The organism is Asanoa hainanensis, from assembly GCF_900188485.1.
Classification (GTDB): Bacteria; Actinomycetota; Actinomycetes; order Mycobacteriales; family Micromonosporaceae; genus Asanoa; species Asanoa hainanensis.
In genome coordinates, this window is sequence record NZ_FZPH01000013.1 from 165,642 (window position 1) to 181,886 (window position 16,245).

The 16,245-nt window shown below is 70.9% G+C and carries 17 protein-coding genes; 11 read left to right on the plus strand and 6 right to left on the minus strand.

The features are described 5' to 3' along the window. Positions 1 to 6: 6 nt before the first annotated feature. On the minus strand, positions 7 to 714 hold the full coding sequence (locus CHC05_RS28160) for a winged helix-turn-helix transcriptional regulator (RefSeq protein ID WP_089253595.1): 708 nt from the start codon (positions 712 to 714) through the stop codon (positions 7 to 9). A gap of 243 nt (positions 715 to 957) precedes the next feature. Here CHC05_RS28160 and CHC05_RS28165 point away from each other — a divergent pair, with 243 nt between their 5' ends. The 7 genes from CHC05_RS28165 to CHC05_RS28190 all read left to right on the plus strand — a co-directional run bounded on the left by CHC05_RS28165 (position 958) and on the right by CHC05_RS28190 (position 7,343). Continuing rightward, complete coding sequence (locus CHC05_RS28165) at positions 958 to 1,860, plus strand: hypothetical protein (RefSeq protein WP_089253596.1); 903 nt, start codon at positions 958 to 960, stop codon at positions 1,858 to 1,860. A gap of 56 nt (positions 1,861 to 1,916) precedes the next feature. Then, complete coding sequence (locus CHC05_RS28170) at positions 1,917 to 2,699, plus strand: LmeA family phospholipid-binding protein (protein ID WP_425426852.1); 783 nt, start codon at positions 1,917 to 1,919, stop codon at positions 2,697 to 2,699. A 79-nt stretch (positions 2,700 to 2,778) separates the two neighbouring features. After that, positions 2,779 to 2,856 carry an Ms5788A family Cys-rich leader peptide gene (locus CHC05_RS43300; RefSeq protein ID WP_342745687.1) on the plus strand — a complete coding sequence of 26 codons (78 nt, stop codon included), beginning with the start codon at positions 2,779 to 2,781 and terminating at the stop codon, positions 2,854 to 2,856. A 162-nt stretch (positions 2,857 to 3,018) separates the two neighbouring features. Further along, positions 3,019 to 3,867 (plus strand): sulfurtransferase, encoded by an 849-nt coding sequence (locus tag CHC05_RS28175; RefSeq protein ID WP_089253597.1) that lies wholly within the window; start codon positions 3,019 to 3,021, stop codon positions 3,865 to 3,867. A gap of 5 nt (positions 3,868 to 3,872) precedes the next feature. Beyond that, positions 3,873 to 4,196: a DUF1416 domain-containing protein gene (locus CHC05_RS28180; RefSeq protein WP_089253710.1), complete on the plus strand. Its 324-nt coding sequence runs from the start codon at positions 3,873 to 3,875 to the stop codon at positions 4,194 to 4,196. Positions 4,197 to 4,259: 63 nt separating this feature from the next. Continuing rightward, entirely contained in the window at positions 4,260 to 5,045 is a 786-nt protein-coding gene (locus CHC05_RS28185) for a hypothetical protein (protein WP_144022802.1), read from the plus strand. Positions 5,046 to 5,069: 24 nt separating this feature from the next. Then, positions 5,070 to 7,343, plus strand: coding sequence for an ATP-binding cassette domain-containing protein (locus CHC05_RS28190; RefSeq protein WP_218824707.1), 2,274 nt, complete (start codon positions 5,070 to 5,072; stop codon positions 7,341 to 7,343). A gap of 6 nt (positions 7,344 to 7,349) precedes the next feature. On the opposite strand, the gene CHC05_RS28195 is transcribed toward CHC05_RS28190, so the two are convergent. Further along, the gene (locus CHC05_RS28195) at positions 7,350 to 8,168 is read right to left on the minus strand and encodes an NUDIX hydrolase (protein WP_089253600.1); all 819 of its coding nucleotides are present in this window, start codon (positions 8,166 to 8,168) and stop codon (positions 7,350 to 7,352) included. Between the two features lie 42 nt (positions 8,169 to 8,210). Between CHC05_RS28195 and CHC05_RS28200 the strand changes: the two genes are divergently transcribed. Next, on the plus strand, positions 8,211 to 9,173 hold the full coding sequence (locus tag CHC05_RS28200; protein WP_089253601.1) for a Gfo/Idh/MocA family protein: 963 nt from the start codon (positions 8,211 to 8,213) through the stop codon (positions 9,171 to 9,173). A gap of 71 nt (positions 9,174 to 9,244) precedes the next feature. Next, positions 9,245 to 9,748 carry a hypothetical protein gene (locus CHC05_RS28205; protein ID WP_089253602.1) on the plus strand — a complete coding sequence of 168 codons (504 nt, stop codon included), beginning with the start codon at positions 9,245 to 9,247 and terminating at the stop codon, positions 9,746 to 9,748. A 123-nt stretch (positions 9,749 to 9,871) separates the two neighbouring features. On the opposite strand, the gene CHC05_RS28210 is transcribed toward CHC05_RS28205, so the two are convergent. From CHC05_RS28210 to CHC05_RS28220, 3 genes are all read right to left on the minus strand, one after another. Next, positions 9,872 to 10,873, minus strand: coding sequence for an inorganic phosphate transporter (locus CHC05_RS28210; protein ID WP_089253603.1), 1,002 nt, complete (start codon positions 10,871 to 10,873; stop codon positions 9,872 to 9,874). Positions 10,874 to 10,877: 4 nt separating this feature from the next. Beyond that, on the minus strand, positions 10,878 to 11,504 hold the full coding sequence (locus tag CHC05_RS28215; protein WP_089253604.1) for a DUF47 domain-containing protein: 627 nt from the start codon (positions 11,502 to 11,504) through the stop codon (positions 10,878 to 10,880). Positions 11,505 to 11,654: 150 nt separating this feature from the next. Continuing rightward, positions 11,655 to 12,533 carry a PPK2 family polyphosphate kinase gene (locus tag CHC05_RS28220; protein WP_425426853.1) on the minus strand — a complete coding sequence of 293 codons (879 nt, stop codon included), beginning with the start codon at positions 12,531 to 12,533 and terminating at the stop codon, positions 11,655 to 11,657. A gap of 78 nt (positions 12,534 to 12,611) precedes the next feature. On the opposite strand from CHC05_RS28220, the gene sigJ reads away from it, so the two are divergent. After that, positions 12,612 to 13,529 (plus strand): RNA polymerase sigma factor SigJ, encoded by a 918-nt coding sequence (gene sigJ, locus CHC05_RS28225; RefSeq protein WP_089253606.1) that lies wholly within the window; start codon positions 12,612 to 12,614, stop codon positions 13,527 to 13,529. Between the two features lie 3 nt (positions 13,530 to 13,532). On the opposite strand, the gene CHC05_RS28230 is transcribed toward sigJ, so the two are convergent. Continuing rightward, entirely contained in the window at positions 13,533 to 14,036 is a 504-nt protein-coding gene (locus CHC05_RS28230) for a DUF402 domain-containing protein (protein ID WP_089253607.1), read from the minus strand. Between the two features lie 102 nt (positions 14,037 to 14,138). Between CHC05_RS28230 and CHC05_RS28235 the strand changes: the two genes are divergently transcribed. After that, a complete protein-coding gene (locus CHC05_RS28235; RefSeq protein ID WP_245871259.1) occupies positions 14,139 to 16,235 on the plus strand; it encodes an ATP-dependent DNA helicase in 2,097 nt (698 codons plus the stop codon). Positions 16,236 to 16,245 lie beyond the last annotated feature (10 nt).

The window sequence follows — 16,245 nt, forward strand, 5'->3', positions numbered from 1 at the left end:
GGAGAATCACACCGACAGCAGCTCGTTGTCGGGCAGGGAACGCGTGGGCGGCACGACGAACTTGTAGCCGACCTGGCGGACGGTGCCGATCATCGACTCGTATTCGGAGCCGAGCTTGGCCCGCAGCCGCCGCACGTGGACGTCGACCGTGCGGGTGCCACCGAAGTAGTCGTAGCCCCAGACCTCGCGCAGCAACTGGTCGCGGGTGAACACCCGGCCGGGGTGCTGGGCGAGGAACTTGAGCAGCTCGAACTCCTTGTAGGTGAGGTCGAGCGGGCGGCCCTTGAGCTTGGCCGCGTAGGTGTCCGGGTCGATCGCCAGCTCGCCCGCCCGGATCAGCCCGTTGGCGGCGTTGGTGGCGTTGGTCAGCCGGCCGACCGCCAGCCGCAGCCGGGCCTCGACCTCGGCGGGGCCGGCGCTGGCCAGGATCACGTCGTCGACACCCCAGTCGGCGTTGAGCGCGATCAGCCCGGCCTCGGTGACCACGGCGATCAGCGGGACGCCCAGGCCGGTCGCGTGCAGCATCCGGCAGGTCGCCCGGGCTTCGGAGAGCTCGGAGCGCGCGTCGACCAGGACGGCGTCGGGGCTCGGGCCATTGACCAGCGTGCGCACGTCGCGGGGCGCGGTGCGAACCGAGTGCGGGAGCAGGTCGAGCGCGGACAACACGCTGGCCGGCTCGCCGGCGCGAGCGGTCACCAGTAGCAGGATCTCCACGCGTCAGTCACCTCCGTCTTATCGCGGCGTTGGGGCCGCGGCGGGGAACCCGGCTTCGCTGACGGGGTGGTGCCAGCCTCGCTCAGCCGTGTTACGCCTGCGTAAACGCCCTCCACGAGTCGAACCGAGCTTAACCGATGAGGCGGCTGTAACCGCCCGGTGTCCGTCCGTTCATCTCCGGCGTTCGGTGGAGATGACCCGGCGAAGTGTCCGTGGTTGGGGCGGGTCTGGCACGATCGGTGCGTGTTCCCCTCGACTTCCCCGGCGACCTCGGCCGACGCCGGCGCTCCCGACGACGAAGATCTCGAAGAGATAGAGATCACGCCGGTCCGGCCCGCGCTGTCCGTGGCGATCGCGGTCTTCTCCGGGTTGGTCGGGATCGGTCTGATCTTCGGCGCCCAGTCCTCGAGCCCGGGCGCCCGCGTGCCGTTCGCCCTCATGCTGGCCGGCGTCCAGGCGCTCTTCGTGCTCGCCTGGCTGATGGCCACCCGCCCGCCGGCGCCGCTGGTCGTCGGCGGCGTCTGCCTGGTCGTGGCGGGCTGGAGCGACCTGCACACGGTGCGCGCGGCGGAGCCCGGGCTGGGCACGCTGGGCCTGATCGGGCTGGCCGGGGTGGCGGTCGCGGTGGCCGGCCAGGCGATCCGCCCGGACGACCGGCGGCGGATCAGCGAGTCGCTGCGGTCCACCCTCGTGCTGGTCCTCGGCATGGTCGCGTTCGCGTCGCTGGTCATGCTGAGCCGGATCCCGCTCGGCACCCAGGTGATCCTGCTGTGCGTCACGGCGAGCGCGGTCGCGCTGATGGTCGCCCGGATCGCCGACGCGGTCTACCCGAAGCCGAGGCTGGCGCCCCAGGTGCCGCGCGGCGCCAGCGGCGTGATCTTCGGTGCGATGGCCGGCACCCTGCTCAGCGCCGTCCTCGGGTCCTACCTCTTCACCTTCAGCCCCAGCAGCGCGGCCGTCGTCGGCCTGGTGGCCGCCGTCTTCGCCGTGCTCGCCGACCTGGCGGCCGACTACTCCGAGGCCGGGCGGCAGATGGCCGGCGACCGGCCCACGCTCTGGGTGGCGCGGCACATGCAGGGCCCGCTGGGCGGCTTCGCCCTCGCCGCGCCGGCCGCGTACGCCATGACGGTGTTGTTCCTGACTTGACCCGGCTGGGTAAGAAGCCGCGTAAGTAAGGAGGAAGACAACAACGAGGAGGAACGGTGACGACCACCTACTACGCGGAGGAAACCCGTCCACGACGCCGCCGCGGGCGACGCGTGTTGATCACGTTGCTCGTGATGCTCATCGTGATCGCCGGGATCCTGGTCGCGGGTGACCGGGTGGCCGCCAACTTCGCCGAGAAGAAGATCGCCGAGCAGGTCAGCCGGGAGGTGGCCGCGCAGAAGGTGCAGTCGGCCCCGCCGGAGGTGTCGGTCGGCGGCTTCCCGTTCCTGACCCAGGTGCTGGCCGGCAACTACAAGGAGATCTCGATCGTCATGCGCGACGTCAAGGGCGACGTCGACGGCAACGCGGTCAACCTGCCGCGGCTCGACGTGGTGGCCCGCGACGTGGCCGCCACGCTGAACACCCTGCGCAGCGGCCAGGGTGACGTGATCGCCAAGACCGTCGACGGCACCGGGACGGTCACGTACGAGAGCGTCACCGCCCTGATCGACCAGCCGGGCCTGAAGCTCTCCGAGCGCGACGGCAAGCTGCTCGCCAGCGCGCCGGTCGAGGTGCTCGGCCAGCGGTTCACGGTCAACGGCGCCGCGGAGCTCGCGGTCGAGGGCCGGAAGATCAAGATCAACCTCAAAGACGCGACGGCGGACGGGCTGCCGGCGGTGCCGCTCGCACAGGAAGTGGTCGCCAACTTCGTCCAGCGGATCTCGATCAGCGTGGATGTGCCGGCGCTGCCCTTCAACATGGAGCTCAAGCGGGTCGAGGCCACCACCGACGGGCTGGCCGTGACCGCGACGGCCAAGGACGTGCCGCTGAACGGGTGACCCGGCTCACCCGGTCGGCACTCCCGGATGGTGGTCAGCCCGGTGACCACGCAGTGCACTGCTGGTAGCCTTCATCCCCATGGGGACGTTCCTCACCAAACGGCGCGCGGTCGACCTGTGCCGCGTGGCCACCTGCCTGTGTCGCCCCGTCAGCTGACGGCGGCGCGCTGAGGTCTGCTCTTTCCCTTTCCCGCCCGGCAGTGCCGCCGTCGCTCTACCCGTGATCCCTAATCCTGGGTCACGCGCGTGAGCGGCGATAACCACCTTCCCCGCGCGCGTTGACTCACCACCACCTCCGTCCACACACAGGAGTGAACTGATGAGTCGCGACACCGCACTCGTTTCGGCCGACTGGGCCGAGAAGAACCTCGGCGCCTCCGGCGTGGTCTTCGTCGAGGTCGACGAGGACACCAACGCCTACGACGGTGGCCACCTGCCCGGCGCCATCAAGCTCGACTGGAAGACCGACCTCCAGGACCCGGTCCGCCGGGACTTCGTCAACAAGGAGCAGTTCGAGGCGCTGCTCTCCGCCCGGGGCATCGGCAACGACGACACCGTGGTCCTCTACGGCGGCAACAACAACTGGTTCGCGGCCTACGCGTACTGGTACTTCAAGCTCTACGGCCACGGCGACGTCAAGCTGCTCGACGGTGGCCGCAAGAAGTGGGAGCTCGACGCCCGGCCGCTGGTCAAGGACCTGCCGAGCCGCGAGCAGACCACCTACTCGGCGCAGGAGCCGGACACCACGATCCGCGCCTTCCGCGACGAGGTGGTCAAGGCGATCGGCACCCAGAACCTGGTCGACGTCCGCTCCCCCGACGAGTACGCCGGCCGCCTGCTGGCCCCGGCGCACCTTCCGCAGGAGCAGGCGCAGCGCGGTGGCCACATCCCGACCGCGGTGTCCGTGCCGTGGTCCAAGGCCGCCAACGAGGACGGCACGTTCAAGACCGATGACGAGCTCCGCGCCATCTACTCGGCCGCCGGTCTCGACGAGGGCAAGGACACCATCGCGTACTGCCGGATCGGCGAGCGTTCCTCGCACACCTGGTTCGTGCTCAAGGAGCTGCTCGGGCACGCCAACGTGAAGAACTACGACGGTTCCTGGACCGAGTACGGCTCCCTCGTCGGCGTGCCCGTCGCGCTCGGCGACGAGCCGGGGAAGGCGTGACCACGATGACGACCGTTCCCGTCGACGCCAGTTGCGCGGCGCCCGACCAGTCGGCGCCGCTGCCGGCCAGCGTCGACCTCGAGAAGGAAACCGTGATCACGGGCGTCGTGACGGCGGCGGACGGTTCCGCCGTCGGCGGCGCGTACGTCCGGCTGCTCGACGCGACCGGTGAGTTCGCCGCCGAGGTGGTCACCTCGCCGGCCGGGCAGTTCCGGTTCTTCGCCGCACCGGGCACGTGGACGCTGCGCGCCCTGTCCCGGCACGGCAACGGCGACACGACGGTCACCGCCGCGCGTGGCGTGACCGAGACCGGTGTCCAGGTCGGCTGACACTTCGCTTCACCAACGGCGCCCCGGCCATCGGTCGGGGCGCCGTCGTGTCACCATGGCCCGGTGACACGACGGCGCCGCTGGGTGGTCGGCGGCCTGGCCGCCTGGGCTCTGGTCCTCGGCGTGCTCGCCGTGGTGTCGCACCGCACCGACGAGCCGACCGTGCGCGAGCAGCGCGACCTGGCCGCGGCGTTGCGCGTGGTCGACGGGGCGGTGGGCCTCAGCCTCGCCCAGGCCGGTGCTGACGTCGTGCCGGTGCTCATGCCGGTCACGGTCGAAGAGGGTTGCCGCATCACCCCGTTCCGCGCTGGCGCGACCGCGACCAGCGTGGTCCGGTTCTTCACGCCGGACGCCGCGGCCTTCCTGGGCCGGCTCGGCACCGGCTACCCGCCGGCCTACCAGGTCGAGGTCAGCACCGACGGCAAGGCACTGCGGGCCGACGCCGGGGAGTTCGTGGCCGTGCGCGGCAAGGTGATCACGCCGAGCGAGGTGCAGGTGACCATCACGACGGGCTGCCGGCCCAGCGACGGCGTCGTGTCGGCCGACCTGCTTCCGGAGACCGAGCAGCACGCCAAGCCGGGCGAGGTCCTGTCGGTGCTGGGCGCGGCGTCGGTCGAGGAGCCGAGAGTCGCGTTCGCCCGATGCCCGTCCGGCCGGCCCGCCGCGACGGCGTCCGCCGTCGGCTACCAGGTGTCCGTCGACCCGGCCGTCGCGCGGCAGCACGACCAGGGCGTCGTGGTCGTCGACAGCGCCAAGGTCTACGCGTACCGGCGCGGTGCGAACGAGGCGGTCGTGGTGCTGCCCACCTCGGACCGGGACGCCCGGGTCTACGTGACGGAACTCTGTTGACGCGTTCCGTACAGTGTACGGGTGCTGACTGACCACATCGAGATCGTCGGAGCCCGCGAAAACAACCTCAAGGACGTCACCGTCCAGATCCCGAAGGGCCGGATCACCGTGTTCACCGGTGTCTCCGGTTCCGGCAAGTCGTCACTGGTGTTCGACACCGTCGCCGCGGAGGCACAGCGGCAGCTCAACGAGACCTTCACCGCGTTCGCCCGCAACTTCCTGCCGAGCTACGGCCAGCCCGACGTCGACTCGATCGCCAACCTGTCGGCCGCGATCGTGGTCGACCAGAAGCGGCTCGGCGGCAGCTCACGCTCGACCGTCGGCACCATCACCGACATCAACCCGCTGGTCCGGCTGCTGTTCTCGCGGGTCGGCACCCCGCACGTCGGCTACTCGAACGCGTTCTCCTTCAACGACCCGCAGGGCATGTGCCCCGAGTGCGAGGGACTCGGCCGGGTGACCACGCTCGACCTCGACAAGCTGCTCGACCGGTCGAAGTCGCTGGGCGAGGGCGCCGTGCTGCACCCCGACTTCGCGGTCGGCGGTTGGTACCTGAGCACGTACCTGGTGTCCGGCTGGTTCGACGCCGACAAGCCGCTGAGCGACTACTCCGACCAGGAATGGGAGGTGCTGCTGCACGGCACCGGCAAGGTTCCGGTCGAGTGGCAGGGCGGCAAGATAAACACGACGTACGAAGGCCTGGTCGACAAGTTCACTCGGCTCTACATCAAGAAGGACATCGGCGCGATGTCCGACCGCAACCGCGAGAGCCTCCTCCGCTTCGTCACCACCGGCACGTGCCCGCTCTGCAAGGGCGGCCGGCTGTCTCCGGCGGCGTTGTCGGTCGAGGTCGCCGGCTACCACATCACCGACCTGCTGGCGATGGAGGCGACGTCGCTGCTGGCCACGTTGGTCGAGCTGGCCGGCTCGGTCGAGGGCGCGGGCCGACCCATCGTCGAGAGCCTCACCGACCGGGTGCGCAACCTGGTGACCATCGGGCTCGGCTACATCCGGCTCGACCGCGAGACGACCAGCCTGTCCGGCGGCGAGTCGCAGCGGATCAAGATGGTCCGGCACCTGAGCAGCAGCCTGACCGACATGATGTACGTCTTCGACGAGCCCAGCATCGGCCTGCACGCGCACGACGTGCAGCGCCTCAACGAGCTGCTGGTCAAGCTGCGCGACAAGGGCAACACGGTGCTGGTCGTCGAGCACGACCGCGACGTGATCGCGGTGGCCGACCACGTGGTCGACATGGGTCCGAAGGCCGGTGCGCACGGCGGTGAGGTGGTCTTCGAAGGCAGCTTCGCGGACCTGGCGTCGGCGCCGACCCTGACCGGCCGGTTCATCCGGCACGCGCTGCCGCTCAAGGAGCGGGCCCGCACACCGACCGGCGCGTTGACCATCCGCGGCGCGACGCTCAACAACCTGCGCAACGTGACGGTCGACATCCCGACGGGCGTGCTCACGGTGGTCACGGGCGTCGCCGGGTCCGGCAAGAGCACGCTGGTCAACGAGGTGTTCCTCAGCCAGTTCCCGGACGCGATCAACATCGACCAGTCGGCGGTGGGTGCCTCGATCCGCTCGAACCCGGCCACGTACACGGGCCTGATGGACGACATCCGGCGGCTGTTCGCCAAGGCCAACGGCGTCAACGCCGGGCTGTTCAGCTTCAACTCCAAGGGCGCCTGCGCCAACTGCCAGGGCCTCGGGGTGATCTACACGGACCTCGGGTTCATGGACGGTTTCAAGTCACCGTGCGAGATCTGCCGGGGCCGGCGGTTCTCGCAGGAGGTGCTCGACTACCACCTGCGGGGCAGGTCGATCGCCGACGTGCTGGAGCTGACGGCGGCCGAGGCGGCGGAGTTCTTCACCGAGAAGAAGCTGCGCACGATCCTGTCGGCGGTCAACGACGTGGGACTCGACTATCTGCGACTGGGCCAGCCGTTGTCGACCTTGTCGGGCGGCGAGTGCCAGCGCATCAAGCTCGCCACCGAGTTGCACAAGACCGGCACGGTGTACGTGATGGACGAGCCGACCACCGGCCTCCACATGTCTGACATCTCGCATCTGTTGGCGATCATCGACCGGCTCGTCAACCAGGGCAACTCGGTGGTCGTGATCGAGCACAACCTCGACGTCATCAAGAACGCCGACTGGATCGTCGACCTCGGGCCGGAGGGCGGCACCAAGGGCGGCGAGGTGCTCTTCACTGGCCCGCCGGCCGAGCTCGTCAAGGCCGACACCCACACGGCTTCGGCGGTGCGGCGCGACCTGGCGTCGTTCGCGGCGTCCTGACCGCGGTCAGCCGTACCTGAAGCGCGGGCCGCCGTCCGCGGTGAGGTCGATCGTCGGCATCGTGCCGGCGGCCGGCTCGCGGCGGGCGGCGGCCGCGAACACCGACGGGATGTCCGCGCACTCGGCGACCTGCCGGAGCGTCATGATCGTCGGTGGCAGCATGGCCACATCGCCACGCTGGGCCTGGGCCACCGCGTCCGCCGGGCGGATCCACATGGTGTGGTCGGCCTCGCCCGAGACGTCCCGGGTGACCTGCCCGCCGGGCAGCGCCGCGACGAAGAAGTAGGCGTCGAAGCGGCGCGGCTCGAACTCCGGCGTGATCCAGCGGCTCCACGGCGCCAGCAGGTCGGCCCGCAACGTCAGGTCGCGGGTCTTGAGGAAGTCGGCGAAGCCGAGGTCCCGGCCGACCAGCGCGTGCCGGGCGGCCTCCCAGTCGTCGCCGCTGACGTCGCCGACCACGGTGTCGCCGGTCGGGCCGGCGAGCAGGACGCCGGCCTCCTCGAAGACCTCGCGGGCGGCGGCGCAGACGATCGCCTGGGCGCGCTGCGGGTCGGTGGCCAGCCGGGCGGCCAGCCCGGTCGGGTCGATGCCGAGGTCGGCCTGGGAGTCGGTGGGGTCGACACCGCCGCCGGGGAACGCGTACATCCCGCCGAAGGCCATCGCCGCGACCCGGCGGATCAGGTAGACCTCGAACCCGCTGTCTCCTGCCGGTCGCAACAGGAGAACGGTCGCCGCCAACCGCGGCGTCGCCGGTGTCTTGCCCTCGGCCACGAACCGCCGCGCGTGGTCGGCGATCTGGGGTGGCACTGCGAACTCCTCGACCACCGGCCGAGCCTATCCGCAGCGAGGTGGACTAGCGTGCGGGCCATGACGAGATGGGGAATCCTCGCGACCGGCGGGATCGCCGCCAAGTTCGCCGGCGACCTGCGCTACGCGCCCGGCGCCGAGCTGGTCGCGGTCGGCTCGCGGTCGATCGACTCGGCGAAGTCGTTCGCGGCCCGGTTCGACGCACCCCGGGCGTACGGGTCGTGGGCGGAGCTGGCCGCCGACCCCGAGGTCGACGCGATCTACGTGGCCACCCCGCACTCGGCACACCACGAGGCGGCCCTGGAGTGCCTGCGGGCCGGCAAGCCGGTGCTCTGCGAGAAGCCGGTCACCCTTGACCGGGCCAGCGCGGCCGAGCTCGTCGACACGGCACGGGCGGCCGGCGTGTTCTTCATGGAAGCCATGTGGACCCGGGTCAACCCGACCGTACGCGCGGTCCTGGACCTGATCGCCGACGGCGCGATCGGCGAGGTGACCACCGTGGCGGCCGACTTCGGCATCTACGGCCCGTTCCCGCCGTCGCACCGGCTGCGCGCCAAGGAGCTGGGCGGCGGCGCGCTGCTCGACCTGGGCGTCTACCCGGTCACGATGGCGCACCTGGTGCTCGGCGCCCCGGACCACGTCCGGTCGTGGGCCAAGATCGGACCGGAAGGCACCGACGAGAACACCGCGATCGTGTTCGGCTACGACTCGGGCGCGATGGCCACGCTGACCTGCGGCCTACTGGGCACGACACCCACCCGGGCCACGATCTCGGGCACCGGCGGGCGGATCGAAATGCCGTCGTTCTTCAACACGACCAGCTACACCCTGCACCGCCCGGGCGCGGACCCATCGACGGTGACGCGGGCCCAGGACGGCTCGGGCTACCAGTTCGAGGCGATCGAGGTGCAGCGCTGCCTGGAAGCAGGCCTGATCGAAAGCCCCCTGATCCCCCACGCCACCACCCTCGAGGTGATGGGCCTGCTCGACGAGGTCCGCACCCAGATCGGCGTCACCTACTAGCGGAAACCGGCCCATAGGCCCTCCCCCACGGCGAAGATAAGGGAAATCTTCGCTTCCCCAGGGGGTCGGCCATGCAGGCGCTTGTCGGAACGCTGACGGAGACCGAACAGGGCCTGGTCCGCGAGACGTCGGCCGACCAGCTCGCCCCGCTCGACGAGGACGAACTGGTCGCACTGCACACCCGGGTGCGCCGGGCCCGCGACAAGTACGTGAAGCTCTACCGCCGCCAGTCAGCGACCCGGGTGCGGTCAACGGGCGCACGCGGCAAGGCCCACCCACGCGGCAGCCGCGACCGCGACAAGGCCGAGGTCTTCGAAGAGGCCCTGGCCCGGGTCAGCCGCCGCCTGGCCACCGCCGCGCGCGCCGCCGCCCGCGCCTTCAAGGCGGAACGCATCGCCGAAGCCCGAGCGGCAACCTTCACCCCGCCGCCGGTTCCGCCATCGTCAGGCGGCCGCCGCAACCCACGCGGCGACCAGGTAGCCGACCGCAGCCAGCGCACCCCGGACCGCCTGAAACGCCACGCCACCACCCGAGCTGCGACAAAGCGAGCCCAGTCCCGCAAGGACTCCCGCTAGCGACAGGCCCGCGGTTGGTTCTGGAAACCAACCGCGGACCTGGCAAGCGGAGCGCTAGCGGAGCGATCCCTCGCGGGAGGAACGGTCCGGACCACCGCGAACCCGAGTCATGAATTGGATCTTCTAGAACATCGGGCGGACCGCGTAGTAGGTCAGGGCGGCCATTGCGCCGGCGGCCGGGAACGTCAACACCCATGCTCCGACGATGTTGCCGGCTACGCCCCAGCGGACCGCGGAGAGCTTCTTGGTCGCGCCCACGCCCATGATCGCTGAGGTGATCGTGTGGGTGGTCGAGATCGGGGCGCCCAGGACCAGGGCGTTGAAGTAGAGCACGCCGCTGGCCACCGTCTCCGCCGCGAAGCCCTCCGGCGGGCCCAGGTGGATGATGCGGCGGCCCAGGGTGCGGATGATCCGCCAACCACCCGCGTACGTGCCGAGCGCCAGCACCGACGCCGATGTCCAGAACGCCCACTCCGGGATCGTGCCCGGGTCGCTCTGGTGCCCGCCGACGTAGAGCGCCAGCACGATGATGCCGATCGTCTTCGCGGCGTCCTGCATGCCGTGGCCGACGGACATCGCCGCGGCCGACGCGGTCTGCGCCCAGCGGAAGCCGCGGTTGAGCTTGCTCGGTTGCCCGTTGCGGAAGAAGAACCGGATCAGCCGCATCACGATGTAGCCGAGTGCGAAGCCGACCAGCGGCGACAGGACCATCGGGAGCACGACGCTGTCCAGGACCTTGGCCCAGAGCACCGTGCCGGACGCGGCGAGGGTGGCGCCGACCAGGCCGCCGATCAGCGCGTGCGACGACGAGGAGGGCAGGCCGAAGTACCAGGTGATCAGGTTCCAGACGATCGCGCCGGCTACGCCGGCGAAGACCACGCCCAGGCTGCCGGAGCCGGTGGGCAGGTTGACCAGCCCGCTGCCGACGGTCTTGGCGACCTTCTCGCCGAAGTGGGCACCGATGAAGTTGCCGATGGCGGCCATCAGCAGGGCCACGCCGGGGGTCAGGGCCCGGGTGGAGACGCTGGTGGCGATGGCGTTGGCCGCGTCGTGGAAGCCGTTCGTGTAGTCGAAGGCCAGCGCGACGAGGATCACCGCGAGAACGGCGATAAGCGGAGCGTCCAACGGTTCAGGATTCCTTGACAGCGATCGTCTGGACCGTGTTGGCCACGTGCTCGAAGGCGTCGCAGGCCGCTTCGAGCTCGTCGGCGACCTCCTTCATCTTGAGCACGGTCAACGCGTCGTACTCGCCGGAGAAGAGCCGGACGAGCAGCATCCGGTACGCCCGGTCGCCCTCGTTCTCGAGCCGGTTGCACTCGATCCAGTAGTCCTCGAGGTCCTTCATCGACTTGAGCCGCGGCATCGCCTCGGCGGTCAGCTTGGCCTGCTGGTCCAGCACCTCGACGAGCTCGTGCATCTCCCGCGGCAGCGCCGGCAGCTTGGTCAGCCCGTAGAGGTAGAGCAGGCTGCCGACCGCTTCGAGGTGGTCCATCACGTCGTCGAGCAGCGAGCCGAGCCGGTAGATGTCCTCGCGGTCGAACGGGGTCACGAACGTCGAGTTGATCTTTTGGTACAGCTCGTGCGTGATCTGGTCGCTGTCGTGCTCGACCTCGGTGAGCCGCTCGCTGACCGACTGCACGTCGACGCCGGGCAGCGCCAGTTCCTGCAGGAGCTCGGTGCCGCGGACGTGGTTGTCAGCGGCTCTGGTGAAGAGCTCGTAAAAAGCGCCGTCGTTTGGACGGAAGGTGAACTTCACGGCACGGACCTCGTCGCGTCGAAGGGGGTGTCCGGACGCGCCGCCGGGGAACGCGTTCAACGAATGCTAGGAAACCTCGGATCGCGTTTTTCGTGGGGCTACCAGGGTCTATCCGAACGCAACCTCTGGTTCACCTGTTGTTCATCTAGATCAACCGTCCGCTTCCAACCGACGCCGCTGCGCTGCCAAGTCGTAGTCCGGCTGGGGGTAGCTGAGCTTCAGGTCGGCGAACGTCTGGCGGAGCAGATGGGACAGGGCCCAGTCGCGGTACCACTTGCGGTCGGCCGGCAGCACGTACCAGGGAGCGGCGTCGGAGTCGCACCTGGCCAGGGCCTCGGCGTACGCCGCGTGGTAGTCGTCCCAGCGCGCCCGCGAGTCGAGGTCGGACGGGTTGAACTTCCAGTGCTTGGCCGGGTCGATCAGCCGCTGCATCAACCGCTCCCGCTGTTCCTCGCGCGAGATGTGCAACATCACCTTGACCACCGTGGTGCCGCCGTCGACGACCTCGCGCTCGAAGTCGTTGATCTTCTCGTAGCGGGGCCGCCAGACCGACTCCGGCGCGAGCCCGTTGACCCGCACGATCAGCACGTCCTCGTAGTGCGACCGGTTGAACACCCCGACATAGCCGCCTGGCGGCAGGGCCTTGCGGATCCGCCAGAGGAAGCCACCCCGGCGCTCCTGCGCCGTCGGCGGGCCGAACGCCTTGATGTGCATGCCCAGCGGGTTCATCGCGCCGGCGACCCGCTTGACCGCCCCGTCCTTGCCGCCACAGTCCATCGCCTGGAGCACCAGCAGCACCGACCGGCCCTGGCCGTCGTCCACGGCGGCCTGGGCGAACAGCATCTCCTGCTGCGTGGCCAGCTCTGCGCCGATCCGCTCGACCTCGGCCCGGGCCCACAGCTTCGGGTCCTTGCCGGTGACCTTGCGGCCCGGCAGGCCCGGGGTCGACTTGGGGTCGATCGCGTCGAGGTCGATCGGGACGTCCGGACTCTCGGATCGCACGCGCAACAAGCTCCGCATATCAGGCATATCGGTCACTCCACGTGCGCTAGGCGGCGGCCGGCGGCAATGCCGACGCTGGCAGAATGCCCACAAGGGGAGGCCGGCATGCAAGACCTGGCAAGCGAGTTCGAAGCCGAGCGGGACCATCTGACCGCGGTCGCCTACCGCATGCTGGGCAGCCGGGCCGAGGCCGAAGACGCCGTGCAGGAGACCTGGCTGCGCTGCTCAGGGGCCCTGTCCGACCCGGCCGCCCGCGCCGAGATCCGCGATCTGCGGGGCTGGCTGACCACGGCCACCGCCCGGATCTGCCTCGACGTGCTGCGCTCGGCCCGCGTGCGCCGCGAGGCGTACCCCGGTCAGTGGTTGCCGGAGCCCGTGGTGACCCGCCTCGGCCCCGACGGTTTCGCCCCCGACCCCGCCGACCGCGCCGTGCTCGGCGAAGAGCTGGGCACGGCCCTGATGGTCGTGCTGGAGCGGCTCACCCCGGAGCAGCGGGTGGCGTTCGTGCTGCACGACGCGTTCGGTGTGCCGTTCGACGAGATCGCCACCGCGATGGGCAGCACGGTGCCGGCCGCCCGCCAGTTGGCGTCGCGGGCCCGGCGCGCGGTCACCGACGGCGCGCCGCGCAACACCGCCTCGCGGGCCGAACAGCGGCGCGTGGTCGAGGCGTTCCTCGGCGCGACCGAGACCGGCGACCTGGACGCGCTCATGGCGGTGCTGGCACCGGACGTGGTCTTCGTCGGCGACTCCGGCGGCTACTTCCCGGCGGCCCGCCAGCCGATCGTCGGCGCCGAGCGGGTGGCCACGTTCGTGCTCGGGCTGCTGCGCCTCCTGCCGAGCGAGACCGCCGACCTGCGGTTCGAGATCGTCGAGGTCGACGGCGCGATCGGGGTGCTGGCCGACGCGACCTACAAGGACGGCCGGCCGTTCCGGTCGGTGCTCTCGTTCGCGATCCACGACGGGCGCGTGACGGCCGCGTACAACCAGCTCAACCCGGAGAAGATCGCCCGCGTGCTCTCCTAGGTCTCAGACGACCAGGGCCAACCACTTGCGGTACGCCGTGGCGAACGGCTCGGTGCCGTCGCCCAAGGCCTGGAAGAGCAGCTTGGCCGCGGCTTCGGCGTGGGCGACCAGGTCGTCGGGGTAGCCGAAGCGGGCCCGGTGGTCGGCGAACTCGTCCTCGTCGCGCAGCTCGACCGTGCCGGTCGCCCTTCTGCGGACCACGTCGAGGTCGAGGTCGATCAGGTGCACGGTGTCGCCCCGCCACTGGGCGGGCGTGGTGATGTCGCAGTAGACCTCGCTGGTGCGCGGCGGCGGGTTGAACATGCCGCTCCACCAGGCGTCGTGCGGCACGAGCACGACAAACGGGATCTTCTCGACGGAGGGCCGACCGTGGTAGACGGATTCGGTGCCACGAGTCACGCCAAGCCAGACGCCCAGGTCGTCTTCGGCTAGGCGACGAGCGGGATAGTCCCTGTGGGCGGATCCGTCATATTTGCGGTAGACCACCCGGACGTTGTCGCTCGACACGCAAATACCCTAACCGATCCGTGGGTTACCACTCTCGCGTCCGCGGGTTAACGGCACGTGGCGCGGGCGGGGATCGTCGGGGGGTACGGGTACGGTCGCACGGTGACCTCGTCAGCGCGCACCCGTCCGTCCGCCGAGGCACTGCTCGCCGCCGCGGTGGGCGCGGTTCCCGGCGGCTCGGCCCGCGAGGGCCAACAGCGGATGACGGCCGCGATCGCCGAGAGCCTGGCCGACCGCGAGCACCTGCTGGTGCAGGCCGGCACGGGCACGGGCAAGTCGCTCGGCTACCTGGCGCCGGCGCTGACCGTCGACGGCCCGGTGGTCATCTCGACGGCGACGTTGGCGCTGCAGTCGCAACTGGTCGACCACGACATGCCCCGGCTCGCCGACGCGGTCGAGCCGGTGCTGGGCCGCCGACCGACCTTCGCCGTCCTCAAGGGACGCCACCACTATCTCTGCCTGGCCCGGTTGGAGAACTCGGCCGAGGAGGAGCCGGAAGACACGCTGTTCGACGCGCCCGCCGCCTCCCCTGCCGCTCCCGCTCCCGTCAAGTGGCTCGGCGAGGCCGGCAAGCTGGGCAAGCAGATCCTCCGCCTGCAGGAGTGGGCGATGGAGACCGCGACCGGCGACCGCGACGAGCTCGACCCGGGCGTCGACGACCTGGCCTGGAAGCAGGTCTCGATGCCGGCCCGCGAGTGCGTCGGCGCGCAGCGCTGCCCCTATGGCACGGAGTGCTTCGCCGAGGCGTCCCGGGCCCGGGCCCGCGAGGCCGACGTCGTCATCACCAACCACAGCCTGCTGGCCGTCGACATGCTCGCCGGGCGCCACATCGTGCCGCCGCACAAGCTGCTGGTCATCGACGAGGCGCACGAGCTGGCCGACCGGGTCTCCTCGGCGTCCCAGGAAGAGCTGACCCCGGAGGTGGTCGACCGGGCCGCCCGCCGGTCCCGCCCGCTGATCCAGCCCGAGCTGGCCGAGACGCTGCTCGAGGCCGGCGACGCGCTGGCCGTCGGGCTCGCCGAGGCCCCCGCCGGCCGCATCGTCGACGGGCTGCCCGACGCGCTGCGCGAGGCCTGCACGCTGCTCGACGCGGCCACCCGGCGGGCGCTCGAGAAGATCGGCGACATCAAGGCCGACGATCCCGACCCGGTGCGCAAGCAGCAGGCCAAAGCGGTGATCGGCGACATCTCCAAGACCGCGCAGCGGCTGCTCGAAGAGAACGACCACGACGTGGCCTGGGTCGAGAAGCCCGACCGCCCGGGCTCGGGCCGGCGGGCGCTGGTGGTGGCGCCGCTGTCGGTGGCCGGCACGCTGGCCACCCACCTCTACGAGGAGCGCACCGTGGTGGCGACCTCGGCGACGCTGGCCCTCGGGGGCCGCTTCGACACGGTGGCCCGCGCACTCGGCCTGCCCGGCCCGGCGCCCGCGCCCCGCACGCCGGCCGCCGCGGCCGCCGCCACGAAGACTGCCGCCCGCTCGCCCAACCTGTCGACCGCGGCCGGCGAGGTGGCCGAGATCGGCGGCCCCGGGTGGCGTTCGCTCGACGTGGGCTCGCCGTTCGAATACGCCAAGCAGGGCATCCTCTACGTCGCCGCGCACCTGCCCCGGCCGGCCGCGTCCGGTCTGCCCGCCCAGGCCGGCGAGGAGCTGATCACCCTGGTCGAGTCGCTCGGCGGCCGCACGCTGGGGTTGTTCTCGTCGCGCCGGGCCGCTCAGCAGGCCGCCGAGCTCGTCCGGGCCCGCACCGACCTGCCGGTGCTCCTCCAGGGCGACGAGGCGCTGCCGCTGCTGGTCCGCCGCTTCCGCGAAGACAAGGCCAGCTGCCTGTTCGGCGTGATGTCCCTCTGGCAGGGCGTCGACGTCCCGGGCGACGCCTGTCAGCTCGTCGTCATCGACCGGCTGCCGTTCCCCCGCCCCGACGAGCCGTTGGCCGCGGCCCGCGCGGCGGCGGTCGACGCCAGCGGCGGCTCGGGCTTCGCCGCGGTCAGCGTGCCGATCGCCGCGATCCGCCTGGCCCAGGGCGCCGGCCGCCTGATCCGCTCCCACGGCGACAAGGGCGTGGTAGCGGTCCTCGACTCCCGCCTGGAAACCGCCCGGGGTTACGGCGCCTTCCTCCGCAACTCCCTACCCCCGTTCTGGTACACGACGAAGCAGGACGTGGCGGTAGGCGCCTTGAAACGCCTGGCAGCAACGAAATAGCCGGTTCGCG

Excerpts from the sequence above, each read along its gene's own strand:
- sigJ (WP_089253606.1), top strand. The coding sequence starts at position 12,612 with ATGCAAGACCTGGCAAGCGAGTTCGAAGCCGAGCGGGACCATCTGACC.
- CHC05_RS43300 (WP_342745687.1), top strand. The coding sequence starts at position 2,779 with ATGGGGACGTTCCTCACCAAACGGCGCGCGGTCGACCTGTGCCGCGTG.
- CHC05_RS28180 (WP_089253710.1), top strand. The coding sequence starts at position 3,873 with ATGACGACCGTTCCCGTCGACGCCAGTTGCGCGGCGCCCGACCAGTCG.
- CHC05_RS28175 (WP_089253597.1), top strand. The coding sequence starts at position 3,019 with ATGAGTCGCGACACCGCACTCGTTTCGGCCGACTGGGCCGAGAAGAAC.
- CHC05_RS28200 (WP_089253601.1), top strand. The coding sequence starts at position 8,211 with ATGACGAGATGGGGAATCCTCGCGACCGGCGGGATCGCCGCCAAGTTC.
- CHC05_RS28205 (WP_089253602.1), top strand. The coding sequence starts at position 9,245 with ATGCAGGCGCTTGTCGGAACGCTGACGGAGACCGAACAGGGCCTGGTC.
- CHC05_RS28220 (WP_425426853.1), bottom strand. The coding sequence starts at position 12,533 with ATGCCTGATATGCGGAGCTTGTTGCGCGTGCGATCCGAGAGTCCGGAC.